This is a genomic window from Pedobacter sp. KBS0701 (assembly GCF_005938645.2).
Taxonomy (GTDB): domain Bacteria; phylum Bacteroidota; class Bacteroidia; order Sphingobacteriales; family Sphingobacteriaceae; genus Pedobacter.
The window spans coordinates 6,258,931-6,283,052 of sequence record NZ_CP042171.1 but is presented as its reverse complement, the minus strand read 5'-3'; the positions used below and the strand labels follow the sequence as shown (position 1 = coordinate 6,283,052).

The 24,122-nt window shown below is 39.1% G+C and carries 20 protein-coding genes; 6 read left to right on the top strand and 14 right to left on the bottom strand.

Annotated elements, in window-relative coordinates; all coding sequences use genetic code 11:
* Positions 1-78 precede the first annotated feature (78 nt).
* The gene (locus tag FFJ24_RS25630; protein WP_138820005.1) at positions 79-795 is read right to left on the bottom strand and encodes a pyridoxine 5'-phosphate synthase; all 717 of its coding nucleotides are present in this window, start codon (positions 793-795) and stop codon (positions 79-81) included.
* A gap of 83 nt (positions 796-878) precedes the next feature.
* Between FFJ24_RS25630 and FFJ24_RS25625 the strand changes: the two genes are divergently transcribed.
* Positions 879-2,519 carry a glycosyltransferase family 39 protein gene (locus tag FFJ24_RS25625; protein WP_138820003.1) on the top strand — a complete coding sequence of 547 codons (1,641 nt, stop codon included), beginning with the start codon at positions 879-881 and terminating at the stop codon, positions 2,517-2,519.
* 1 nt (position 2,520) lies between these two features.
* Positions 2,521-2,901: a GtrA family protein gene (locus FFJ24_RS25620; RefSeq protein ID WP_132404032.1), complete on the top strand. Its 381-nt coding sequence runs from the start codon at positions 2,521-2,523 to the stop codon at positions 2,899-2,901.
* A gap of 108 nt (positions 2,902-3,009) precedes the next feature.
* Here FFJ24_RS25620 and FFJ24_RS26685 read toward each other — a convergent pair whose 3' ends face one another.
* Positions 3,010-3,132: a hypothetical protein gene (locus FFJ24_RS26685; protein WP_256377597.1), complete on the bottom strand. Its 123-nt coding sequence runs from the start codon at positions 3,130-3,132 to the stop codon at positions 3,010-3,012.
* Positions 3,133-3,192: 60 nt separating this feature from the next.
* Between FFJ24_RS26685 and FFJ24_RS25615 the strand changes: the two genes are divergently transcribed.
* The gene (locus FFJ24_RS25615) at positions 3,193-4,173 is read left to right on the top strand and encodes a polysaccharide deacetylase (RefSeq protein WP_138820001.1); all 981 of its coding nucleotides are present in this window, start codon (positions 3,193-3,195) and stop codon (positions 4,171-4,173) included.
* A gap of 167 nt (positions 4,174-4,340) precedes the next feature.
* Here FFJ24_RS25615 and FFJ24_RS25610 read toward each other — a convergent pair whose 3' ends face one another.
* Positions 4,341-4,682: a DUF6370 family protein gene (locus FFJ24_RS25610; RefSeq protein ID WP_138819999.1), complete on the bottom strand. Its 342-nt coding sequence runs from the start codon at positions 4,680-4,682 to the stop codon at positions 4,341-4,343.
* 313 nt (positions 4,683-4,995) lie between these two features.
* Complete coding sequence (gene ahcY / locus FFJ24_RS25605) at positions 4,996-6,312, bottom strand: adenosylhomocysteinase (RefSeq protein WP_138819998.1); 1,317 nt, start codon at positions 6,310-6,312, stop codon at positions 4,996-4,998.
* A 404-nt stretch (positions 6,313-6,716) separates the two neighbouring features.
* Between ahcY and FFJ24_RS25600 the strand changes: the two genes are divergently transcribed.
* Positions 6,717-7,145, top strand: a complete 429-nt coding sequence (locus FFJ24_RS25600) for a CBS domain-containing protein (protein WP_138819996.1) — start codon at positions 6,717-6,719, stop codon at positions 7,143-7,145.
* A 238-nt stretch (positions 7,146-7,383) separates the two neighbouring features.
* Here the strand turns inward: FFJ24_RS25600 and FFJ24_RS25595 are convergent, their stop codons facing one another.
* From FFJ24_RS25595 to FFJ24_RS25585, 3 genes are all read right to left on the bottom strand, one after another.
* Positions 7,384-8,832, bottom strand: coding sequence for a M20/M25/M40 family metallo-hydrolase (locus tag FFJ24_RS25595; RefSeq protein ID WP_138819994.1), 1,449 nt, complete (start codon positions 8,830-8,832; stop codon positions 7,384-7,386).
* A 384-nt stretch (positions 8,833-9,216) separates the two neighbouring features.
* Positions 9,217-10,272: a TerC family protein gene (locus FFJ24_RS25590; protein ID WP_138819992.1), complete on the bottom strand. Its 1,056-nt coding sequence runs from the start codon at positions 10,270-10,272 to the stop codon at positions 9,217-9,219.
* Positions 10,272-11,243, bottom strand: coding sequence for a polyprenyl synthetase family protein (locus FFJ24_RS25585; protein WP_138819990.1), 972 nt, complete (start codon positions 11,241-11,243; stop codon positions 10,272-10,274). The genes FFJ24_RS25590 and FFJ24_RS25585 overlap by 1 nt, the downstream gene beginning before the upstream one ends.
* A 290-nt stretch (positions 11,244-11,533) precedes the next feature.
* On the opposite strand from FFJ24_RS25585, the gene FFJ24_RS25580 reads away from it, so the two are divergent.
* Positions 11,534-12,526, top strand: coding sequence for a carboxylesterase (locus FFJ24_RS25580; protein WP_138819988.1), 993 nt, complete (start codon positions 11,534-11,536; stop codon positions 12,524-12,526).
* A 186-nt stretch (positions 12,527-12,712) separates the two neighbouring features.
* Positions 12,713-13,213 carry a hypothetical protein gene (locus FFJ24_RS25575; RefSeq protein WP_138819986.1) on the top strand — a complete coding sequence of 167 codons (501 nt, stop codon included), beginning with the start codon at positions 12,713-12,715 and terminating at the stop codon, positions 13,211-13,213.
* A gap of 55 nt (positions 13,214-13,268) precedes the next feature.
* Here the strand turns inward: FFJ24_RS25575 and FFJ24_RS25570 are convergent, their stop codons facing one another.
* The 7 genes from FFJ24_RS25570 to FFJ24_RS25540 form a co-directional block, all read right to left on the bottom strand.
* The gene (locus tag FFJ24_RS25570) at positions 13,269-14,237 is read right to left on the bottom strand and encodes a YpdA family putative bacillithiol disulfide reductase (protein ID WP_138819984.1); all 969 of its coding nucleotides are present in this window, start codon (positions 14,235-14,237) and stop codon (positions 13,269-13,271) included.
* Positions 14,238-14,380: 143 nt separating this feature from the next.
* Entirely contained in the window at positions 14,381-15,793 is a 1,413-nt protein-coding gene (locus FFJ24_RS25565) for a rhodanese-like domain-containing protein (protein WP_138819982.1), read from the bottom strand.
* 528 nt (positions 15,794-16,321) lie between these two features.
* Entirely contained in the window at positions 16,322-17,341 is a 1,020-nt protein-coding gene (locus FFJ24_RS25560) for an asparaginase (RefSeq protein ID WP_138819980.1), read from the bottom strand.
* Between the two features lie 254 nt (positions 17,342-17,595).
* Entirely contained in the window at positions 17,596-18,363 is a 768-nt protein-coding gene (locus tag FFJ24_RS25555) for a TatD family hydrolase (protein WP_138819978.1), read from the bottom strand.
* Between the two features lie 79 nt (positions 18,364-18,442).
* On the bottom strand, positions 18,443-21,367 hold the full coding sequence (gene uvrA / locus FFJ24_RS25550) for an excinuclease ABC subunit UvrA (RefSeq protein ID WP_138819976.1): 2,925 nt from the start codon (positions 21,365-21,367) through the stop codon (positions 18,443-18,445).
* 112 nt (positions 21,368-21,479) lie between these two features.
* A complete protein-coding gene (locus FFJ24_RS25545; RefSeq protein ID WP_138819974.1) occupies positions 21,480-22,439 on the bottom strand; it encodes a hypothetical protein in 960 nt (319 codons plus the stop codon).
* Positions 22,440-22,720: 281 nt separating this feature from the next.
* Positions 22,721-23,761 carry a ferredoxin--NADP reductase gene (locus FFJ24_RS25540; RefSeq protein WP_138819972.1) on the bottom strand — a complete coding sequence of 347 codons (1,041 nt, stop codon included), beginning with the start codon at positions 23,759-23,761 and terminating at the stop codon, positions 22,721-22,723.
* Positions 23,762-24,122 lie beyond the last annotated feature (361 nt).

Genomic DNA, 24,122 nt, shown 5'->3' with positions numbered 1-24,122 from the left:
AGAGAAAAAGAGTTTTTCACCGAGTACGCAGAGGCTCTGTTTCTCTGTGCACTTCTTAGTGTGCTTTGTGGTTAAAAACTAAGCAAGTTGTTGTAAATATTTATGAACGGTTGTTTCTAAACCTAAATAAAGTGCATCGCTAATTAACGCGTGACCGATTGAAACTTCTAACAAACCTGGTATGCTCTGTGCAAAATAATGCAGGTTGTGTAAATCAAGATCGTGACCGGCATTAATTCCCAAACCTAATTTGTTGGCGTGGTGTGCTGCCGCAATATAATTCACCAAGGCCTTTTCGCGATCGGCAAAATAGTTATGGGCATAAGCCTCTGTGTACAATTCAATGCGGTCTGTTCCGGTTTCAGCCGCGCCTTCAACCATTTCTACAACCGGATCAACAAAAATAGAAACGCGGATGCCTTCCTTTTGAAAAACAGCTACCATTTCTTTCAGGTAATCTTTATGTTTAACCGTATCCCAACCGTGATTAGAAGTAATTTGACCTTCGGCATCAGGCACTAATGTAACCTGAGCAGGTTTGTTGGCCAAAACCAGATCAACAAATTTATCTTCTTTGCAATTTCCTTCAATATTAAATTCTGTCGCAATAACAGCCTTTAAATCGTAAACATCCTGGTAACGAATGTGGCGTTCATCAGGCCTTGGGTGCACGGTAATTCCCTGCGCACCGTAACGTTCGCAATCTAATGCAACCTTAACCAGATCAGGATTATTACCTCCGCGACTGTTGCGAAGTGTAGCAATTTTATTGATATTAACCGATAACTTTGTCATGAAGCAAAGATAATGCTTTGCCCTTGTTAATCTTAAACCTTAAAAAAATTTGACTTTTTTTTGCTCATATTTGCTTCCTGTAAATGAACTTAAAATATACAACCCTATATAAATTCCTGATCGTTTTACTTGCAATTGCGAGTATACCAGCACTTTTTGGCGGCGTGATGGAGCCCGATGGCGCATTGTATGCTTCCATGTCTAAAAACATTATTCTGTTCAAAGATTGGTTTAATCTTTACGGCCGTGGGGCCGACTGGCTGGATAAACCCCACCTCACTTTTTGGATTTCTGCAGCATCCTTTAAAATTTTCGGGATATCGTCCTTTGCCTATAAATTACCATCATTTCTATTTGGTTTACTGGGCGCGTGGTATTTATACAAGCTAGCTAAAGATATATACGATGAAAAAACCGGGTTAATCAGTACGGTAATTTTTCTTAGTGCCTTACATATCATCACCTCTACTTTTGATGTTAGGGCCGAAATTTACATTACAACTTTCACGTTAGCATCTATTTACCATTACTATAAGGCACATCAAAATTCTTTCTGGCACCTAGTAGCAGGTTCATTTTTTGCGGCCTGTGCAATATTAATCAAAGGAATTTTTGTACTGATTCCTGTATTTGCAGGCTTTATTATCTACTGGTTGCTTACAAAACAGTACCATCAGCTTTTAAAACCAAAATGGTATATCGCCATCCTTTTGATTTTTGTTTTTATTACCCCTGAATTGTATTCGCTTTACACGCAATTCGATCTGCATCCCGAAAAAATTGTTTTTGAAAGGACCGGTGTTTCGGGTTTAAAGTTTTTCTTTTGGGACAGTCAGTTTGGGCGTTTCTTTAACAATGGGCCAATTAAAGGCAAAGGGGATATTTCGTTCTTCTTGCATACCACCCTTTGGGCATTCCTCCCTTGGTCTGTACTATTTTATACGGCCGTAGTAAATCTGTTTAAAAGAAAAAATAGAATTGCTTTAGCTCCTGAAAGCATTATGATCTGGGCAAGTGCAGCGGTTACTTTTCTGATCTTTTCTCTTTCTAAATTTCAGTTGCCGCATTATATCCTGATCATCTTTCCCCAGTTTTCGATCATCACAGCGCTGTATCTGCGAAAGCTTAGTGGGAATGGCTTAAAAATCTTCTTCATTATACAGAACATCATTTTCATATTGGTTATTGCCTTACTTTCTGTCTTAGTCTTTTTCTTTGGATTCGACAGCCCATATTTAATTATCGGGATCCTGATTGTTGTTCTCGCCATCTCTTTCTTACTATTTAAAGGCATTTTACTGGAAACCATCATTGCCAGAAGTGCATTTTTATCTGTCGGATTAATGATATTTCTATTCATTTTTTTCTACCCGGCCCTTTTAAAATATCAATCAGGTATGCAGGCAGGTAATTGGTTAAAGCAAAATTATCCTACTGCTAAACCTGCAGTATTAAACTATATAGATGCATTTTCTTTTGACTTTTATGCCCCGGGAGAAGTAAAATATCTGCATAATTATAGTGATCTCGACAAGTCAAAGCATCTAAAAGACTTAGTTATTTACATTCCAGAACAGGAATTGGCAAAACTAAAAAGCGAATACCATGCTGAAATTCTAAAATCGTTTGAATACTTTCATACCACGAAACTGACGGGTAAATTTTTAAACGTGAAAACACGCCCCCAGGTTTTAGAACATTTTTATCTGGTTAAAATACATTAACATGGATTTATTCTTCCGCATCTTAAAATTTGGATTAACAGGTTTTCTCGGGATGGCGATAGATTTCGGCGCAACATGGCTGTGCAAGGAGAAAATCAAAATCAATAAGTACATTGCTAATGCCATTGGTTTTACTTTAGCCGTAACCAATAATTATCTCATTAATCGGATATGGACATTTGAAAGTACCAACACCCATTGGGCAACTGAATTCAGCAAATTTTTAGTAGTGAGTTTAATCGGCTTAGGTTTAAACACCTTCATCATTTATCTTTTTCACCAGCGGAAAAATGGCACCAATTTTTATGTAGCCAAATTCTTCGCGATTGTGATTGTTTTTGTGTGGAATTTTCTGGCGAATATGCTGTTTACTTTTAGGTAAAATACTTTCGAAATAGATCCGGAAACAAGTTCAGGATGACGGTCGGTTCAAAATTTTATGCAATTCGCGCGGACTAATGAGCTAATGACTACTGAACGAATGAACTATTTAAGTAACGTTTTTGCCAATAAAATAGAACACAACAAGCCATATTAATCCTTTAATCAGGAAGAATAAAAACCCAACCAGCCCCACCCGCTTAAACCATAATTTTGCTTTTTCTTTGTTCATGGCGATGTTTGTAAAGGTAACGGATTTGCATTAAATTAGAAAGATTTTAAATAAGGAAATATGAAATTATCTAAATCCATACTGCTCAGCATGTTTTTCACCTGCTTCTTCTGCGCTGAAATTTTTGCACAAAATTTTGAAGATATTAAACGCTATAAGGTAAGTTTTGCCCTCGCAAGTGGTGCTAATGAGAAGTTGATTGCGGTCAGAAGTTTTTCGGCAAATAACCAAAAATATTTATTGCTGGTAAATCCTGAAACATTAGATACCAGGGTAGATTTGTCCAGTAATTATGCCACAAGCAGCTTACAGTTCCAAAATGTATTGGCGATTTTTAAAAACACGGCTTATATAAAATCAATAGAAGCCGCAGCTGCTAAAGATCTGCAGCTGCAAAACGCAGGGATTGATCACGCCATTCCGAATGAAAAGGGCATTACTTTAACGATCGATCTTTGTCCTTCGCACAAGGCTTTAGACCGGATTATTTTCCAATCAGTTTTCGACGAATTTAAAAAGACAGAGCAGCCCGCCCCACTTGCGGTTTCCGTTTCAGGTAAATGGATGTTAAAACACCAGGATGATCTGAATTGGTTGAAAGGTTTGGTAGAGAAAAAGAAATTGAATATTACCTGGGTAAACCATACTTATAACCATGAAGTCAATAAACTGCCATTGGCTGAAAATTTCCTGCTGGCTCCGGGAACCAACTTAGACGTAGAGGTATTAGAAAATGAAAAAATGATGTTAAAAAACGGTTTAATCCCATCGGTATTTTTCCGGTTTCCAGGATTGGTATCGGATGAGGCGATTGTTGAAAAAATTGAAGCTTACGGATTAATCCCTGTTGGAAGCGATGCCTGGTTAGCCAAAGGACAGCAACCTAACGCGGGCAGCATTGTGCTGATTCATGGTAACGGGAACGAAGAAATTGGGGTGAAAGATTTTATCCAGTTGCTAAAAACGAAACAAGCTGATGTGAAAAACAAACAATGGTTGCTTTTCGATTTAAGAGAGGGTTTAGAGAAAGAATTTGAATAATTTATCGCGTTTTTAACCGCAGAGGACGCTAAGAAAGGCGCAGAGTTCACAAAGATCGCACAATAAATTTACCACAAAGGCACAAAGATCACAAAGTTGGGTTCAGACCGTTTTTAAATCAGACTTAGCGGCTCTTTGCGAAAAGTTTTGCTTCCTTTGCGGTAAAACTACTTCTTAACCGGTAATAACTTTATTTCTTTTGCTTTAAAGCGGTTGTTTACGATTTCGCCGGTAACTTCTGCTTTACTTACCGCATTGCAAAAACCATGTTTACCGTGGGCATCGCCAAAGTCATCAATGCCTTTGCCATCGACAAAATAAGGTTTACCGTCAATTTTAACTGCTAACTCACAATCTTTACCTTTCATTTTAAACTGACATTCGCCACAGGCAATATCGACCACCTGTTTGGTTACTACTTTTGCAGTTGCAAGTTTTTGAGGACTGGTTTGGGCATTTACAGCAACTGAAAACACACCAAGTACAAGGGCGAATATTATTTTTTTCATTATTTGAGTTTTTATCAAATTTAGGATTTCAGCGTTAAAAGAACCACACACTTTGTAAAATAAACCTGATAGAAATGGAAATCCTTTTTGTTGTCATTCTGAGCGTAATCGAAGAACAACAAAAAGATTGGAATGAATAGCAGGACTGATGCCTCCGAAAAGCACTGAACGTACTTTTTCAAAAAACACCTAAAGACACCCCGCCTTACAGGCACCCTCTAGAAGAGGGGAATAAAAAAAGGGACATGCATATTGCATATCCCTTAGATATTATGGCATTTAGTTAACTGCTAACTAAAAACTGTAAACTGAACTAGTATCTGTATGTATCTGCTTTAAAAGGACCTTCAACCGGTACGCCGATATAATCAGCCTGGTGTTGATCCAAAACATCTAATTCTACACCGATTTTTTCTAAGTGTAAACGGGCAACTTTTTCATCTAAATGCTTAGGTAAAGTATATACTTTGTTTTCGTAAGCACCAGTATTGGTCCAAAGCTCTAATTGAGCTAAAGTTTGGTTGGTAAATGAGTTACTCATTACAAAACTTGGGTGACCAGTTGCGCAACCTAAATTAACCAAACGACCTTCAGCAAGAACGATTACGTCTTTACCATCGATGGTATATTTATCAACCTGAGGTTTAATCTCCACTTTGGTATCGCCATAAGCACCGTTTAACCAAGCCATATCGATTTCGTTATCGAAGTGACCGATGTTACAAACAATCGCTTTATCTTTTAATGCCCTGAAATGTTGCTCGCGAACGATATCACAGTTACCAGTCGTGGTTACCACGATATCAGCTTCTTTAATAGCAGTAGCTAATTTTTTAACTTCGTAACCTTCCATTGCAGCTTGTAATGCACAGATTGGATCAATTTCAGTTACAATAACACGTACACCCTGTGAGCTTAAAGATTCTGCAGAACCTTTACCCACATCGCCATAACCACAAACAACAGCCACTTTACCAGCCATCATTACATCAGTAGCACGACGGATCGCATCAACCAATGACTCACGACATCCGTATTTGTTATCGAATTTAGATTTGGTAACCGAATCGTTAACGTTAATTGCAGGTAAGTGCAATGTTCCGTTTTTCATTCTTTCGTACAAACGGTGAACACCGGTTGTAGTTTCTTCTGATAAACCTTTAATATTCGAGATCAGTTCAGGGAAACGGTCGAAAACCATATTGGTTAAATCGCCACCATCATCCAAAATCATGTTTAATGGCTGTTGATCCGGACCGAAGTGTAAAGTTTGCTCAATACACCAGTCGAATTCTTCTTCGTTTAAACCTTTCCAGGCATAAACCTGAATACCTGCAGCGGCGATTGCAGCCGCAGCGTGATCTTGTGTAGAGAAAATATTGCAAGATGACCAGGTAACTTCAGCACCAAGGGCCACTAATGTTTCGATTAATACAGCCGTTTGGATGGTCATGTGCAGACAGCCTGCAATACGCGCACCTTTTAACGGTTGTGTTGGACCGAATTCTTTACGTAAACTCATTAAACCTGGCATCTCTGCTTCGGCTAATTCGATTTCTTTACGGCCCCATTCTGCCAGTGAAATGTCCTTAACTTTGTAAGGAATATAAGTTGTCTCTACTGATGACATAATTATTTGTTTTTAAATGTGATGCAAAGTTACGGCATCCCTTTGTGAAAGCCAAATAATTAAAGGGTGGGTGAGTTGGAGGATTGTAAAATAGTGCTGCGATTTTTTATACCTAAGTTCGAAAACTTCATGTCTTATTTTATTTTTTTGGAAAACAAGTATGGTAGTTCTTAGCTCAGCTTGAGGCCTGCCATACATTATAGCTCCGATGGAGAATCGGAGGCTGCCATTCCTGTCAGGTTTAGATTAATCAGGTCCTACGGTTTTCGCTCCTAAAGAAGTCAAGTTTGACATGGCAAGGTGCCTATTAAAAACCTGACTTCTTTTAAAATCTCCAAACATCAAAACAAAACTTTGATATCCAGCTAATTATTTCTTAAATTGTTATAACCAAATTAAACTTTATGAAAAGCGTAAAACACTTACTCGATACCAAACAGGCCGTCATTATCTCCGTATCAGAAAACATTTCTGTTCTGGACGCCTTAAAAGTGATGACAGAAAAAAATATCAGCGCCGTATTAGTCATGGAAGATGAACAACTTCGTGGCATTTTTACTGAACGCGATTATGCCCGAAAAATCATCCTGCAAGGCAAATCATCAAAAGATACCCTGATTAAAGAAGCCATGACCGCTAAACCCATTACCATCAAGTTTAGCGACAGTATTGATCATTGTATGGAATTGATGACCGATAAACACATCCGCCATTTACCAATCGTAGAAAGCGGTGAGGTAAAAGGTATGGTATCCATCGGCGATGTGGTAAAATTTATCATTGCGGATCAAAAACAGACCATTTCGCAATTGGAAAGTTATATTAGCGGGTAATTGTTGTTCCATGCACGCTCCTATTAATTAGCTATTTAATTTATTTTGTTGGCATTTGGGTTCTTGTTCATAAAAAAGGTTTGTTTATTAACATTAGATTAGCCTTAGCTAACAGAACTAAATCAAATAGATTTCTCCGCTACGGTCTAAATGACGACCCGCCGAACGACGGATTGATCTTAAATCTGTGCAATCTCTTATTCTGTGTAATCACCCGCGAAGCGAATCTGCCAAATCATTACTTCCATCTCCACTCGCCCGCAATGCTTAAAGGTTCTTTCAAGTTCTGCGATTCTAAGAAAGCCCTCAACTCTTCTTCGCCCTGAACACCTACCGGGATTTTCGGTGTATTGGCTAATGCATAAGTTAACATGGCACTGTAGCGTACCGTATTTTTAAGTTCCTGCTCATCAACCAGTTTAAAGCTATCGCCATCAGAATGGTAAAATGGTCCGGAATTATTTGGCAATTTACCTCCGAAACCACCTCCTGTAGGAATACCTTCCAACATAAACGGCTGATGATCGCTATGCAAACCTGCTCCTGCATTAAACAGGTTTTTAAAGCCTGTATCAATCTTTACAATATCAGCTCCCCAAGATATAAAAAGGTCTTTCATTTCAGCACGTGAAGTAGAGAAACCTTTCGGATCGTTGGTCATATCGTAGTTCAGCATAAATTTCACCTTGTTTAAGGTTCCGTCTTTTTTAGCCTGGTCGATATAAGCTTTAGAGCCCAACAAACCTTGCTCCTCACCCATAAATAAGACAAATTCTACTGTACGTTTGGTTTTTAAATTCAGTTTTTTAAACGTCCGTGCCATATCCATAATGGCGAAAGAACCGATTCCGTTGTCAATAGCGCCCGTGGCTAAATCCCAGCTGTCTAAATGTCCGCCGACAACAATTTTATCTTTTGGTAATTCTGTTCCTTTAAAAGTAGCCACTACGTTTCGGGCTTTAATCATACCAGAGAAATTCGTCATGGCAATGTGCGCTTTTTGTGGCTGCGATTTAACTTGATCTTTCAAAGTCATACCATCCTCCAAACCAATACAAACCGCAGGGATTGGAATTAATTTTCCCGTTACCGATGCCGTTCCTGTTAAAAGCACACCATCCTTTACCGTATTGATGATAATTATACCAATGGCACCATATTTTGTGGCAATAGCAGTTTTTTCTGAACGGTGTAATGATTTTGTTCCGGCCTTAGAGCCTGGTAATACCCCAAGATAAATCAAAGCAATTTTACCTTTAAACTTTTCAGGACTGGCCTGATAATTTGCTTCCAATCCATTACCAGCGTCAACAATTTCACCTGTAATATCCGCACTTACTGGCGAATGCGCCAACGTAACGGCTTTCATTTTAACAAGGCTATTTTTATCAGCCCCAATTTCTACATTGATCGTTTTTCTGGCCCAGCTTTCCACCTCAAAAGGTTGAAATTTTACCTCGCAACCATAAGATTTTAATAAATCAAAAGCATACTGCTCTGCCTTTGCCCCATTTGCAGAACCTGTTAAACGGTGACCGATGGTTTCGGTTTCGTATTTAAGAGTTTTGTAAGCCTTTGAGTTTTGCTGTACATCCGTATTGATTTTGGCAAAAACATCACCAAATTTATCCTGTGCATTGGCAAATAAAGTGGTACAGAGAAGGGCTGTAGAGAAAAGGTATTTCATTAGGTTTAGTTATATCTGCTGAAAGTACAAATTTTCGGTAGAGATTGCCAGCTGTAACGTTTATTTTGCTTTTGGATAACCTATAACTATGCTGGAGAAAATTTATGATATAAAATTCAATACAGTTTTTTTCAACAGGTAATGGCTGAGAGAAATCGTCATTCCCAACTCGATTGGGAACCACGGAGTGCTCATGAATGCCTTTGAAATAAGGGAAACTTATGAATAATCGTAATGCAACCGCTTTAAGATTCCCGCCTACGCGAGAATGACGATCGTGCTAATGATTCTGTTTACTGTCGGCACGAAGCATCTGCAACCTACGAAACACCTTCCGATTGCAGTCAAAGATTCTTCGCTGCGCTCAGAATGACAAAACTTAAACTAATGCTTTACATGTACCTTTTTCTTCGGAAAAACCAATGAAGCCACAATGCTAATCACCAGGATGCTTAAAATCACAATCAGTGAATGCTCAGTGGTAAATCCCCATTTTTCCAGGTAAGTATGCCCTAACATTTTTACACCAATAAAAGCCAGTAAAAATGCTAATCCGGTTTTTAAATAATGGAATTTGTGAATAATATTTACCAGTAAAAAGAACATAGACCTCAAGCCCATGATAGCAAAAATATTAGAAAAAAATACAATATAAGGATCTTTCGTTACCGCAAAAATAGCCGGAATAGAATCAACTGCAAATAACAGATCGGTAAACTCTACAATCAACAGTACCAAAAACAATGGTGTAACCATTCTTTTATGGTCTATTTTTACAAAGAAGTTTTTACCCTCGTATTTTGGGTGGATGGAAAATATTTTCGAAGCCCATTTCACTACAGGGTGATTTTCCGGATCAATTTTATCATCTTCTTCCTTACTGAAAAACATCTTCACACCGGTAAATACCAGGAAAGCTCCAAAAACATAAAGTATCCAGGCAAATTTGGTAATCAGCGCTGCACCTACAAAAATGAATATGAAACGCATAATGATGGCGCCCAATATCCCCCAGAACAATACGCGGTGATAATATTTTTCTTCAACTGCAAATGCAGAAAAAATAAGCACGATAACAAAGATATTATCTACCGAAAGTGCATACTCAATTACGTAGCCTGTTAAAAACTCCAGTCCAAGGTTTTGCTTATAAACCGCCAAACTCCCTTCAAAATCGCCCGGAACCAGTTTAATATGATGCTGGTGTTTGGTTACAATCTCTTGCAGGTGGGCAAAATACTTAATTCCATGTAGCTGGTGGCCTTCAGTTAGCAAGATAAAATAAAAGCCGATGGCCAGGGCAACCATAATCAAACTCATTACCCCGGCTTGTTTTAAACTCACTACATGCTCTTTCCTGCTAAAAAGACCAAGGTCTAAAGCAAGAATCAGTACAATAAAAAGAAGAAAACCTAAGCTAAAAAGTAATTCGTTACCCATTATTTTTTACGTTCAGTGGTATACAGTACAAGCTGTTCTAAACCTGTCCTGGCTTCACCTGCATCAAAACTGTGCAGAATATTAAATGCTGATTGCTGGTACTCCAACATTTTCTCATTTGCATAATACACCCCTTGGTGGGCATTTACGAAATCAATAATCTGTTGTATTTTAACCGGATCGTCCTGATGGTTTTTAACCAGGTTGATCATTTTTTTACGTTCTGTCTTCTCCGCTTTATTTAAGGCATAAATTAAAGGCAAGGTTACTTTCTTTTCTTTAATATCAATACCCAAAGGCTTTCCAACATCATCGGTTCCAAAATCGAACGTATCGTCTTTAATCTGAAAGGCAATCCCAACTTTTTCACCAAAAAGGCGCATTTTTTCTATCGTAGCATCATCAGCACCAGCTGAAGCAGCACCCGCAGCACAGCAGGAAGCAATTAACGAAGCCGTTTTCTGTCGGATCACATCAAAATATAAATCTTCCGAAATGTCCATTCTCCGTACCTTTTCTACCTGCAGCAACTCACCTTCACTCATCTGTTTCACCGCTTCCGATACAATCTGTAACAAACGGTGCTCATTATTGTTTACCGAAAGTAGTAATCCCTTAGCCAGCAGATAATCACCTACCAAAACGGCAATTTTATTTTTCCATAAAGCGTTGATAGAAAAAAAGCCACGGCGTTCGTAAGCATTGTCTACCACATCATCATGTACCAAAGTGGCCGTATGTAAAAGCTCTACCAAAGCAGCTCCGCGATGGGTTGATTCTGTAATTCCGCCGCACAGTTTAGCCGCAAAAAACACAAACATCGGTCGCATTTGTTTGCCTTTTTGCTTTACAATATAATGGGTAATCCTATCCAGCAACGGTGCGTCGCTATGCATAGATTCCTTAAAGGTTTTTTCAAACGCTTTAATATCAGCAGCTATAGGTGTTTTTATCTGTTCGATTCCCGGCATTAAGTCGAAAAATTTTGATTGCAAACTTAAGCTAATTTCCCATAAAAAGGTAATCCGCAAGCTTATTATTAAGGATTTGAAAAGCAAGGCACGGCAATCTTTAACATCTTTGCTCCTGCTATTGCCCATAGTCCTCGCCCTCATGCTTCGGGCTGTGGGCTATTTGGCGCTATCAGGTTTAACATGATGGGGCAGTGCAGGTAAAAAGGCCCCTCAAAGTGATAATTAATTCCCCTAAAAATTAGCTTTATTTAAATTCAAATTTTACATTTAAACCAATATTTAATGGCATGAAAAAACGCTACAAAGTAATTATAGGCCTTTCTGCATTTATTATTGCTGGTTATTTGTTAGGGCCAAAACCCAAAAAACCGGTATTTAGTGAGGAGCTGACCAAAGTGCCCGATCTGGAAGACCTGGACAACTATGTAGCCAGTATCGAATCCATGCATAAAATAAAACCCGGCAACGAAGCTGAAATTGTATGGGCTGATAACCTCCACCAGCAGACAGAATATGCCATTGTGTATTTACATGGTTTTTCGGCATCAAAAACAGAAGGCAACCCGGTACACCTAAACTTAGCTAAAGCGCTGCATGCCAATTTATACCTTGCCCGCCTGGCTGATCACGGTATCGATACCCTGGCGCCTATGCAATATTTCACGGCTGACCGCCTTTGGGAAACCAGTAAACAGGCTTATGCCATCGGCAAAAAACTGGGCAAAAAAGTAATTTTAGTGGGTACCTCTACCGGCGGAACGGTGGCTTTAAAATTAGCGGCAACCTATCCTGAAATTAACAGCTTGATTTTAATGTCGCCAAATGTGGCCATCAACGATAAAAATGCCTGGCTACTGAATAATCCCTGGGGATTACAGATTGCCCGTAAAGTAGTGGGCGGCGATGAACGTAAAGTAGACGACCGCACCGACGAGTACAAAAAATACTGGTACACCAATTATCGACTCGAATCGCTGGTAGAACTGGAAGAATTTATAGAAAGCAGCATGCTCAAACCAACCTTTAAAAAGGTAAAACAACCTGTTTTACTGCTTTATTATTATAAAAATGAGCTGGAACAGGATCCTGTAGTACGGGTAGATGCCATGCTGAAAATGTTCGATGAATTGGGTACTCCTAATAATTTAAAGAGAAAAGTAGCAATACCCAATGCAGGTAACCATGTAATGGGATCTTATATTACTTCGAAGGATTTGCCAGGAGTGGAAAAAGCTATTGAAAGTTTTGTAGAGAGTAGACTGAAGGTTCCTGTTTATTGATAATGATTTATAATTCTAAAAGAGTGGTCGTCATTTCGATCGGAGTGCAACGGAGTCGAGAACCCGAAGGCTCTGCGAAGCAAAATCTGTTTAAATAGATCTCTCCATTTCGCTGCGCTTGAGTCGAGATGACGATCGGCCTAATTAATACAACTATACATAAAGCTTATCTAAATCTTTCTCATCATGGAAATCAAACCTATACTGCTTGAAATAGCATGGCTTTTAGGCTGTGCAGTAGTATCATATTATATGTTCATCGTATTATTAGGAAATTTTGACCAGGATATCAACCTTCATGACACTTATTTCGTTATTAAAACAGGACATGCATGGATATCCTGTTTTATCATTATTTCCTTTTTTGTTTATTATTTTAAAGAACTTAAATATTCATTTCGCAGAAAGATTCAGCGTTCATTTATTTTCTTTTTAGGCTTTATTTTAATCGTCCTGGCATCATTGGCGGTACAGCTTTTGCCATTTTTTAATCCATACAATAATAACGGCTGGACCATTTATCCTCCATTGTCTGCTCAACCCAAAATCCATCAATTCAAACAAAACTTCATTATTTTAACAATCGTATCTAAAGCTGTACTTATACTGCAGATCGCAGTAGTGATCATGATGTTATCCGTAGCTTATAAATATGGGAAATCGAAGAAAATGATTTCAGGAATTTAGTACAGACTTAAGAAGTTATTCCATCACTAATCTCCCGGATAAACTTCGTAAGACACTAACCCAAAATATTCTTCACAATCATTTCCGCATGTACTCTCGAGTTTTCGATAAACAGTTTGTGCGTATCTAATCCACCGCAAACTACACCAGCCAGGTACAAACCCTTTACGTTGGTTTCCATGGTTTCTTCGTTGTAGGATGGACAAAGGCTTTCAGGCAGGTTGATACCGAATTTTCTTAACATCGAAAAGTCTGGCTGATAGCCCGTCATGGCAATTACAAAATCATTTGGAATGGTTCTTATCCCTTCCGGTGTTTTGATATCCACTTCACCTTCCCTTATTTCAACAAGTTCAGAATCGAAAAGGGCAGTAACTTCACCTTCTTTAATCCTGTTCTGTATATCAGGGCGAACCCAATATTTAACATGGGGACCAAGTTCACCACTCCTCACCACCATGGTTACATTGGCACCTTTGCGATAAGTTTCTAAAGCGGCGTCAACACCCGAGTTATTGGCACCAACCACCACTACATTTTGGAAGGCATATAAGTGTGGATCTTTATAATAATGGGTCACTTTGGGCAGGTCTTCACCTGGTACATTCATTAATAAAGGTACATCGTAAAATCCTGTGGCCACAATCACATTACCAGCCACATAATTGGCTTTAGCAGTCTTGATTTCGAAAAGATTATTATCATTCTTAAACACCTGTTCTACCCTTTCGAAAAGATGGATGTTTAAATCAAATTTTTCGGCAACACGTCTATAATATTCTACGGCTTCGTTACGATTTGGCTTCGGGCTGATGGTTACAAAAGGTACGCCCCCTATCTCTAACTTTTGCGAGGTAGAAAAGAATGTCATAAATACCGGATAGTTAAACAAACTGTTCACCAAAGCGCCTTTTTCTATAATGACATAGCTTAGATTTGCTTTTTTGGCTTCAATTGCACAAGCCATCCCTATCGGGCCGGCACCTATAATTAATACGTCGTAATGATTTTGATTGTCTGACATCCAAATTTTTTAATTCGCTTTTAAGAGTGGTCGTCATCTCGATCCAATAGCTATCGGATGGAGCATCGCGGAATGGAGAGATCCGTTTAAATAGATTCCTCGGCTGCACTGCGTTCCGCTCGAAATGACGATCTCTTTTAATTTTATACTTTCATTGCTTTACTTGGGCAGGCGAAATCGGTTCTTTTTAAACCGGTATTTTTTATCGCACCATAACCCCCAGCTATATCAATTACATTTTCTACTCCACGCGATTTTAAAATAGAAGCCGCAATCATGGAGCGATAACCACCTGCACAATGAATATAATAGGTCGCTTTCGGATTAATCTCACCAGTCCATTCGTTAATAAAATCCAATGGACGGCTAAGCGTAAATTCTAAATGTTCTGATTCATATTCACCTGGTTTACGCACATCAAGCGCCGTAATTTCATCATTTGATGCCGCCTGCTCAAAAGCTTCTGCCGAAATAGATTCAATGGTATCGATTTCTTTGCCGGTAGCTGTCCAGTTTTCGAAACCGCCATCCAAATAACCAATGGTACTATCATACCCTACACGGGTTAAACGGGTAATCGTTTCTTCTTCTTTGCCCTGGTCGGCAATTAATAAAATCGGTTGTTGTAAATCGGTAATCAAAGCCCCAACCCATGGTGCAAACTGACCGTTTAAACCAATATTGATCGAATTTGGGATAAAACCTTTTGCGAAAAGCTGCGGATCGCGGGTATCGAGCATAATTGCACCAGTTTGGTTGGCCAGATCTTCAAATTGTTGAGGAGTTAAGGCATTTAGTCCTTTTTCGTAAACATCATCAATGCTTTCAACCCCACCTTTATTAATCGCGGCATTTTTAGCAAAATATTGAGGAGGTGGCATAATACCATCCGTTACTTCGGCAATAAACTGTTCTTTCGTTTCCGCCTTTAAAGCATAATTAACCTGTTTCTGATGGCCTAAAGTGTCAAACGTTTCTTTACTCATGCTCTTACCACAGGCCGAACCAGCGCCGTGAGCCGGGTAAACAACTACATCATCAGCTAAGGGTTTTATCTTTTCATTTAACGAATCGTAAAGCATTCCGGCCAAATCATCCATTGTTAAATTTCCTTTTTGCGCTAAATCCGGACGGCCTACATCACCGATAAACAAAGTATCACCACTAAAAATACAATGGTCTTTACCATTTTCATCAGTTAAGAGATAAGTAGTCGATTCTAAGGTATGCCCAGGGGTATGTAATGCAGTTATGGTTAACTTACCGATTCTAAATTGTTCGCCATCTTTGGCGATATGCGATTTAAATTCAGTTTTGGCAGTTGGACCGTAGATAATTTCAGCTCCCGATTTTTCTGCCAAATCTACGTGACCGGAAACAAAATCGGCATGAAAATGCGTTTCGAAAATATATTTAATGGTGGCACCAGCTTTTTCTGCTTTCTTTAAATACGTCGCAACTTCTCTTAAAGGATCAATAATTGCAGCTTCGCCATCACTTTCTATGTAATAAGCGGCTTCTGCCAGGCAACCTGTATATATCTGTTCTATTTTCATGTTTAATAAGTATCGGGGTGTTGAGTATCAAGTATGGAGAAGTGAGTATCAAGACACAACCTTACGCCTTAAACCTTTCGCCTTACACCCTTTTCACAGCAAAAATAGGGCTAAATACTTATAATCGAAATGATGTTGGTCATAATTGCAGAAGTTTTACTTATTGTAGTGCATGATACAGCTTATCTAGATATTAAATTTAGTAATGCTAAATCTTAATCCTTTTTATTTGAAAACGAACGTTTTTGTTGATCTTGGCCAGTGAAGCCCTGCCATTCGCTTTAGTCCCGATAAAAAAATCGGGAGCTGCCGCTACTGTCAGGTTTATAACCGAAAGGCCTGTTCCTTACATCATGCCAAATACTGCACTTTGCTAGGTTTAGCCAATTGTACTTATCCTTTGTCTCTAAACCCGATCGAAGCGAGATGCCGATTCTTCATCGGCAGAAACGTGAGCGGGACTAAAAACCTCCAAAAGAGCGGAACTGCTCATTTCCTTAAAAAAAAATATTATAAACGCTGGAAACATTATTCCTTTGTTAGCTCTCCCCGCAACGATTCATCCATCAATTTCCGGCTTTCTTCAACTGATAAACCCAAGCCCATTACGAACATCAGTTTGGTTACGGTAGCTTCAAAAGTTAAATCGTAACCGCTTACAATGCCCATTTTTAACAATTCCCTACTGGTTTCATAGCGACCAAGCTGCACCGATCCTTTTTTACACTGAGAGATATCGATAATGATTTTTCCATTTAAAATGGCCTGGCGCAAACTATCTAAAAACCATTGTGCAGTGGAGGTATTACCTGAGCCAAAAGTTTCTAAAATGATGGCATCAACCTTAGAATCTGTGATGGCCTGAACGGCTTGTGGTGTAATTCCCGGATATAATTTAAGCACACCAATATTCGAATTAAAACTGGTATGCAATTTTAATTCACCGCCGGTAGCTTTTAAAATATAATTTCTGTGAAACTGTAAATGTACTCCAGCTTCTGCAAGTACCGGATAATTTGGCGAACGGAAGGCTTCAAACTTCTCGCTATTGTATTTAATAGAACGGTTGCCCCTGAACAATTGTGCATCAAAATAAATGCAAACCTCCGGAAATAATGCTTTACCATCTTCTTTGGTAGCAGCTATCTCTAAAGCAGTAATTAAATTTTCTTTGGCATCAGTCCTGATTTCGCCAATAGGCAATTGCGAACCGGTTAAAACAACAGGTTTATCGAGGTTTTCGAGCATGAAACTCAGTGCCGAAGCTGTAAAAGCCATGGTATCAGAACCGTGCAAAATCACAAAGCCATCGTACTGGTCATATTTATTGTAAACCAGTTCGGCCAATGTTTTCCATATTTCAGGATCCATGTTTGATGAATCTAAAACCGGATTGAAAGAGTGTACATCTAACTGGTAATCTAAACGGCCCAGTTCCGGAACGTTTTCTTTTATCTGCTGGAAATCAAACGGAATCAACATCCCGTTTGTAGGATCGTTAACCATACCGATGGTACCACCGGTATAAATTATAAGTATTTTGGTCATTTGGTTTAGTGAAGGTTGCTCAGCGCAAAGAAACTAAAAATTTATAAATGATTCGGCGATATTTTTAAATTAGCAATAAAAAAGCTAAAAAACATTAATTTTTTACCAAAACAATAAAATTATAGTCAATATTTTACAATATAAGAAATCAATAATATCATTATCCTGCATTAGAGATACCTCAGCAGATTTCTCCATTACGCTACGCTCCAGTCGAAATGACGACCGACCTAAACCCGACTGAGGACTCAATCCTAGACTCCAAAAATCTTTTTCGAATTTTCTGTAGTTACATCCGCTATTTCTTCAATAGAAACGCCATAAATATCAGCCAGTTTTTGTGCGATATAAACCAGGTAACTGCTCTCGTTAGGTTTACCACGGAAAGGAACCGGTGCCAGGTAGGGAGAATCGGTTTCTAAAACCAGATCAGTCAAAGGAATAGCTGCCAATACCAGGTCCAAACCCGCTTTTTTATAAGTGACCACACCACCAATGCCTAAATAAAAATTAAGGTCAATGGCTTGTTTTGCCTGGGCCAAATTACCGGTGAAACAATGGAATATACCTCGCAATTTTTCATCACGTTCACTTTCCAATACTTCAAAAACTTCATCAAAAGCTTCTCTGCAATGGATTACAATCGGCAGCTCTAACTCTTTTGCCCAGCCAATCTGTTTGTGGAAGGCATCTTGCTGGATAGTTAAAGTAGTTTTATCCCAATATAAATCGATCCCGATTTCGCCAATGGCATAAATTTTCCGCCCGGCAATACTTGTATATATTTCATCCAATAGCGCCTGATAATCTTCCTTTACATCACAAGGATGCAGGCCGGCCATTGCAAAACAATTTTCAGGGTATTTTGCCACCAGGTCATCAATCATCGTGATCGATTTCACGTCAACATTGGGCAAAAACAAACGGTTTACATCGCTTTCAAAACAACGTTCCATTAGCTGCGCCTGTTTCTCGGCATCCTGCTCGTAATATAAATGGGTATGGGTATCGGTAAAAAGCATGTTATGTTATAGTATCAAGTATTTAGAATTAAGTATCAAGATGGATTTGCTGCTCTTGATACTTTACATAAGAGGAGTTCTATTTCTTTTCGGCCTTGCTTTTTTTCGGTGCTTTGACTTTGGACTCCGGACTTCCGCCTTCGGACTTTCCGTTCTGCGGCATCCATTCCATTTCCTTTTTCAAAAATTTTCCGGTTAAACTAATCGGGTTCTGGATCAAACCTTCTGGTGTACCTTCAAACAAAATCCTTCCACCGCCAGCACCTCCTTCTTCGCCTAAATCAATCACCCAATCGGCAACTTTAACCACATCTAAATTATGTTCGATCACCAAAATGGTATTTCCTTTATCAACCAGCTCCTGCAATACGCCCAAAAGCACGTTAATATCTTCAAAGTGAAGTCCTGTTGTAGGCTCATCTAAAATATAAAAGGTCTTTCCGGTATCTTTTTTCGAAAGCTCCGTCGCCAGTTTTACACGTTGCGCCTCCCCTCCGGATAAAGTAACCGACGATTGGCCCAAAGTAATATAACCTAAACCAACATCTTTTAAGGTTTTGATCTTTCTATAGATGATCGGAATATTTTCAAAGAAAGTACAGGCATCTTCGATACTCATATCCAATACATCACTGATCGATTTTCCACGGAAACGTACCTCTAAAGTTTCCCTGTTGTATCTTCTTCCACCGCACTCTTCGCAAGGCACCTGCACATCAGGTAAAAAATTCATTTCGATCACCTTCAAGCCGGCTCCCTGACAGGTTTCGCAGCGCCCACCTTTAACATTGAAAGAGAAACGGCCGGGTTTGTAACCACGAATTTTCGCTTCAGGCAATTGAACAAACAGATTCCTGATATCAGAGAAAACCCCAGTATAGGTAGAAGGATTAGAACGTGGTGTTCTGCCAATCGGTGCCTGATCAATCTCGATTACCTTATCAATTTCTTTTAAGCCATTGATTTTTTCGTAAGGCAAAGGCGTTTTTTTGGCCCTAAAGAAATGATGGTTTAAAATAGGATATAAAGTTTCGGTAATTAAACTCGATTTACCACTACCTGAAACTCCGGTTACGGCAATAAATTTACCCAAAGGAAAATCTACTGAAACCTCTTTCAGGTTATGTCCGGTTGCTTTAATAAGCGATAGTTTATGTCCGTTGCCTTTCCTGCGGAATTTTGGTGTTTCAATCTGCCTTTTGCCATTCAAATAATCGGCAGTTAAGGTGTTCGATTTCAGGATCTGCGCAGCTGTTCCTTCGGCTACAACAGTACCTCCATGGATACCGGCACCAGGGCCCACATCAATTACCCAGTCGGCTTCCAAAATCATATCCTTATCGTGCTCTACCACTAAAACGGTATTTCCCAGGTCGCGGAGATTTTTTAGTGCATTAATCAAACGTTCATTATCACGCTGGTGCAGACCGATACTGGGCTCATCGAGGATGTACATGACGTTCATCAGCTGCGAACCAATCTGTGTGGCCAAACGGATACGCTGCGCCTCACCACCTGAAAGTGTACGGGCCGTCCGGTCTAAGGTTAAATAAGTTAAACCTACATCAGTTAAAAAACCGATCCTGGCTTTAATCTCTTTTAAAATTTCTTTGGCGATAATATTCTGGCGGTCAGACAAACGTTCATCAACTTTTTCGAACCACTGATGAAGATTATTGATATCCATCGATGAAAGTTCGAAAATGTTTTTGCCATCAACTTTAAAATGCAGGCTTTCTTTTTTCAAGCGTGCACCATGGCATTCCGGACAGGTTTTCAGTTTCCTGAACTCGTCCATATCGTCGGATGCTGATTCGCTCCTCTTTTCGTTCTGCTCTTCGAGCATTTTAATTATCCCATCAAATGTGATGTTATAATTCTGAACGTTCCATTTATTGTATTCAACCTCAACCTTGATCAAATCGGGTGAACCGTTTAAAATGATATTGATCACTTCATCGTTTAATTTTTCAATGGGCGTAGAAAGTGAGAAGCTGTATTTTTTGGCCAGCGCTTTTAATACCTGAAACATCCAGATGTCGCGGTATTCGCCCAATGGAGCCAAACCACCGTTTAAAATACTGAGTTTGGGGTTAGGGATAACCGAATCTTTATCGACTACAAAAATATAACCCAAACCATCACAACGTTCGCAGGCGCCATAAGGCGAGTTGAACGAAAAACTATTGGGTTGAGGTTCGTCATAAGAAATACCCGTGGTTGGGCACATCAAAAACTTACTAAAGTGCGCTACGTTATTATCTTTATCGCTGATTTTGATTACTCCTTTACCCATTTTCATTGCAATCTGCAATGAATCGAGCAGGCGTTTTTTATCTTTCACGTCAATGATCAGGCGATCGATCACCACTTCAATATCGTGGATTTTATAACGATCTACCTGCATTTTAGCAGTAATATCTTTTATTTCTCCATCTACACGCACTTTTACATAACCCTGCTTACGGATCTGCTCAAAAAGTTCACGGTAATGCCCCTTTCTGCCTTTAACTACCGGAGCAAGGATATTTACAGCTAAACCATCAAATTTATTGAAGATGTTCTGCAGGATCTGGTCTTCGCTCATACGCTCCATTTTCTCACCGGTATTGTACGAGTAAGCATCGGCAACACGCGCATAAAGCAAACGCATAAAATCGTAAATTTCGGTAATGGTACCCACGGTTGAGCGCGGATTTTTGCTGGTGGTTTTCTGCTCAATGGCAATAACCGGACTTAATCCTGATACTTTATCTACATCCGGGCGCTCCATGCCTCCCATAAACTGGCGGCTGTAAGCGCTAAATGTTTCCATATAACGGCGCTGACCTTCGGCATAAATGGTATCGAAAGCCAATGATGATTTACCGCTGCCACTTAAACCCGTGATTACCACAAGCTCGTTGCGCGGAAAACTAACATCTATATTCTTTAAATTATGTACCCTCGCACCATATACTTCTACATCTTTTTGCTCGCCGAGGTCGATAGATTTATTGCTCATATTTCATTTAAAGTTGGGGCCAAAACCAGGCCTTTAAAAAGACCGGATTTCAATCCGCAAAAATGCTAAAAATTTTATCAAAAAGAAAGTCAAAACCAATCTGTATTACCTATTAATTGTCATAATGTCGGCTTCTATTTCTAAGGAAACCAGATGATAAGCCAAAGCGCACATAACCATAATGATCCTGAAAATAGATATTGTAATTATCTTCGCCATAATAGCCTACCGCCGCCATTAGAAACACATTGTTCATAAACGGAAAACTGTAATTAAAATTGATTTCAGCATTAAGCCTCTTCTGAATATTGTCAAAATTTTTGGATGGAATTTTATTTACGGCATAAGATAACTCGGTATTTAAACGCCAGGTTTCTTTTTCGGTTTTTACTTTTTGCTTATTCCGGGCATTTTTTTCGGTTTCATCATACCTGCGCCAGGAGAATCCGTACAGCACTCTTGTAAATCCGAAACCTTCATTTAGCGCAGGCTCATACCTGAAAAACTTATACCATTGCAAACCGACGCGATGATTGAAAGAATAATAGCTTTGATCGGTATTAACAGGTGTAAAATCTCCAAAGCGATAAGAAAGCGTTAAATAATTTGCATTAAAATTTCCGGTGCGGGTGTTAATTGTTCCATCAGGATTAAAGGCAGACTGATCCTGACCGTTTGAATGGTGGGTAAAAGCCAATTCAGCATATTTATAATGTTCGGGATCGGGATTTAACCTGGCATAAAGTGCTCCGCCCAAACGGTAACTCGGCGTTCGTACAGCAGCCGAAAATTCTGTCCGCACCCGTACCGTAAAATCAGGGATAATTGCAAAAGCAATGGGCGATTTATAACTACCAAAAAGCATATAAGTGGTGGTGAGCCGACCGTTGATTACATATTTTGAAGGTGCGCCCAATTCGCCACCCGGCGCCGTATAGGCTAAATCAGCATTTTCTTTGTATAGATGAATATATTCTTTATTGGCAAATTCTCTTTTTATTGCTATTGAATCCTGAGCAAAGGATTGTAAACAGATGAAGCAGATGATAAGCGTAAAAAAAGTTTTCGTCATATCAGATAAACGCTGATAATGAGACAACGGTTTTGTATTTTTAGAGAAAATAACAATCGCTAATCAAATGATACAAAACTTAAAAAATCACGAAGATTACAGATCAACAGTTAGTTTCCACCTCACCGGAGAATTAGGTTAGATTTCAATAATTAAGCACATCCAAAAGATCTCTCGGCTCCGTTACTCTCCGCTCGAGATGACGATGCAACGATGAACGCCACGTTAAGCAATGAAGCTGTAAACGAATGACCAATGAACGATTGAACCAGTGAACTAACCTACCACTCTATCGTCGTTCCATTTTCAGTTGGGTGACCCGTACAAACCAGCACTCTTCCTCTTTCCAGTTCATCATCGGTAAGCACTTCGTTGTAATCCATCCTTACCCCACCTTTGGTACAATTGGCCACGCAGGTGCTGCATACGCCGCCACGGCAACTGTAAGGAAGTTTAATTTTATTTTCGAGTGCTACATCTAAAATCCGCTTTGGCCAGGGCACTTCAAGATTATATGATTCCCCTTTAAAATTTAAAACAACCGAATACGTATTTTTATCGACTATTTTTTCAGAACTATCGTCCTCATCAACCTCATCTTCCGGCAGCACAAAAGTCTCCCTTTTGATCTGTTTGATATCGAAACCCATACCCAATAAGGTGATCCGGCATAAATCCATGTAGATTATTGGTCCGCAACTATAAAACAGCGCATTATCCCGATCGAAATGTAAATGTTCTTTGATTAATTTCTCGATATAGAACTTGTTCAGCCTGGCAGTCATTAAGTTTTTGCTGTTGCTAAAAATCCAGACAATTTTTAACCTATCGGGGTATTGCTGTTGCCATTCGATCAGTTCATCATAAAACAAAGTTTCTTCTTTCGACCGGTTACTATATATTAATGTGATCAAAGATTTCTTTTCGCGTACCAATGCCGTTTTCATAATCGAGAACAAAGGTGTAATGCCGACTCCCGCAGCAAAAAGAAAAAGATCACGCTCTAAATTTTCTTCAGGCAAATAACTAAACAAACCCTGCGGTTCCTGAGCCAAAAGAATATCATTTACTGAAGTTTTATGATGCAAAAACCTTGAAATTTCTCCATTCTCTACCCGCTTTACCGTAATAGCCAAAGGTTCATTTACATCTGGAGAACTATTAAAAGAATACGATCTTCTCACCTCTTTATGTTTCCCCTGAAAAACCAACGATAAAAACTGTCCTGCCAAATATTTTGGGTATTGATCTACCTCTTCAAATTGAAAAGTAATATTATCGCCGGGCTGATTGATGATTTTATTAATGCGCAGTTTGAACATGATACAAAGAAAGGAAATTGGTTTATTAGTTCAATAGTTCATTGGTCATTTGTTCATTGGTAACTGCAAATTGCCAACCGAAAACTGTTCATTGGTTCATTGGTCATTTGTTAATTGGTAACTGCAAATTCCCAACTGAAGAACTGTTCAATAGTTCATGAGTCATTTGTTCATTAGTAATTGCCAATTGTAAACTGTTCAATCGTTTCATTGTGATTGCAAATTGCCAACTGTAAACTGTTCATTGGTTATCGTGGTGAGAAAAACTACTCGTGGCTTTGCGATAAAGAAAACATCTATCAGCAAAACAAACCTGTGTAATCCAACGATCTGTGAAATCACCCTAAATAAAAAGCGTCCC

What these genes read in the sequence shown, in the direction of transcription:
- FFJ24_RS25575 (WP_138819986.1), top strand. Translation starts at nt 12,713, where the DNA reads ATGGAAATCAAACCTATACTGCTTGAAATAGCATGGCTTTTAGGCTGT.
- FFJ24_RS26685 (WP_256377597.1), bottom strand. Translation starts at nt 3,132, where the DNA reads ATGAACAAAGAAAAAGCAAAATTATGGTTTAAGCGGGTGGGGCTGGTT.
- FFJ24_RS25555 (WP_138819978.1), bottom strand. Translation starts at nt 18,363, where the DNA reads ATGCTTTTTACCGATACCCATACCCATTTATATTACGAGCAGGATGCC.
- FFJ24_RS25585 (WP_138819990.1), bottom strand. Translation starts at nt 11,243, where the DNA reads ATGCCGGGAATCGAACAGATAAAAACACCTATAGCTGCTGATATTAAA.
- FFJ24_RS25600 (WP_138819996.1), top strand. Translation starts at nt 6,717, where the DNA reads ATGAAAAGCGTAAAACACTTACTCGATACCAAACAGGCCGTCATTATC.
- FFJ24_RS25560 (WP_138819980.1), bottom strand. Translation starts at nt 17,341, where the DNA reads ATGACCAAAATACTTATAATTTATACCGGTGGTACCATCGGTATGGTT.
- FFJ24_RS25590 (WP_138819992.1), bottom strand. Translation starts at nt 10,272, where the DNA reads ATGGGTAACGAATTACTTTTTAGCTTAGGTTTTCTTCTTTTTATTGTA.
- FFJ24_RS25615 (WP_138820001.1), top strand. Translation starts at nt 3,193, where the DNA reads ATGAAATTATCTAAATCCATACTGCTCAGCATGTTTTTCACCTGCTTC.
- FFJ24_RS25580 (WP_138819988.1), top strand. Translation starts at nt 11,534, where the DNA reads ATGAAAAAACGCTACAAAGTAATTATAGGCCTTTCTGCATTTATTATT.
- ahcY (WP_138819998.1), bottom strand. Translation starts at nt 6,312, where the DNA reads ATGTCATCAGTAGAGACAACTTATATTCCTTACAAAGTTAAGGACATT.
- FFJ24_RS25595 (WP_138819994.1), bottom strand. Translation starts at nt 8,832, where the DNA reads ATGAAATACCTTTTCTCTACAGCCCTTCTCTGTACCACTTTATTTGCC.
- FFJ24_RS25610 (WP_138819999.1), bottom strand. Translation starts at nt 4,682, where the DNA reads ATGAAAAAAATAATATTCGCCCTTGTACTTGGTGTGTTTTCAGTTGCT.
- FFJ24_RS25570 (WP_138819984.1), bottom strand. Translation starts at nt 14,237, where the DNA reads ATGTCAGACAATCAAAATCATTACGACGTATTAATTATAGGTGCCGGC.
- FFJ24_RS25565 (WP_138819982.1), bottom strand. Translation starts at nt 15,793, where the DNA reads ATGAAAATAGAACAGATATATACAGGTTGCCTGGCAGAAGCCGCTTAT.
- FFJ24_RS25625 (WP_138820003.1), top strand. Translation starts at nt 879, where the DNA reads ATGAACTTAAAATATACAACCCTATATAAATTCCTGATCGTTTTACTT.
- FFJ24_RS25540 (WP_138819972.1), bottom strand. Translation starts at nt 23,761, where the DNA reads ATGTTCAAACTGCGCATTAATAAAATCATCAATCAGCCCGGCGATAAT.
- uvrA (WP_138819976.1), bottom strand. Translation starts at nt 21,367, where the DNA reads ATGAGCAATAAATCTATCGACCTCGGCGAGCAAAAAGATGTAGAAGTA.
- FFJ24_RS25620 (WP_132404032.1), top strand. Translation starts at nt 2,521, where the DNA reads ATGGATTTATTCTTCCGCATCTTAAAATTTGGATTAACAGGTTTTCTC.
- FFJ24_RS25545 (WP_138819974.1), bottom strand. Translation starts at nt 22,439, where the DNA reads ATGACGAAAACTTTTTTTACGCTTATCATCTGCTTCATCTGTTTACAA.
- FFJ24_RS25630 (WP_138820005.1), bottom strand. Translation starts at nt 795, where the DNA reads ATGACAAAGTTATCGGTTAATATCAATAAAATTGCTACACTTCGCAAC.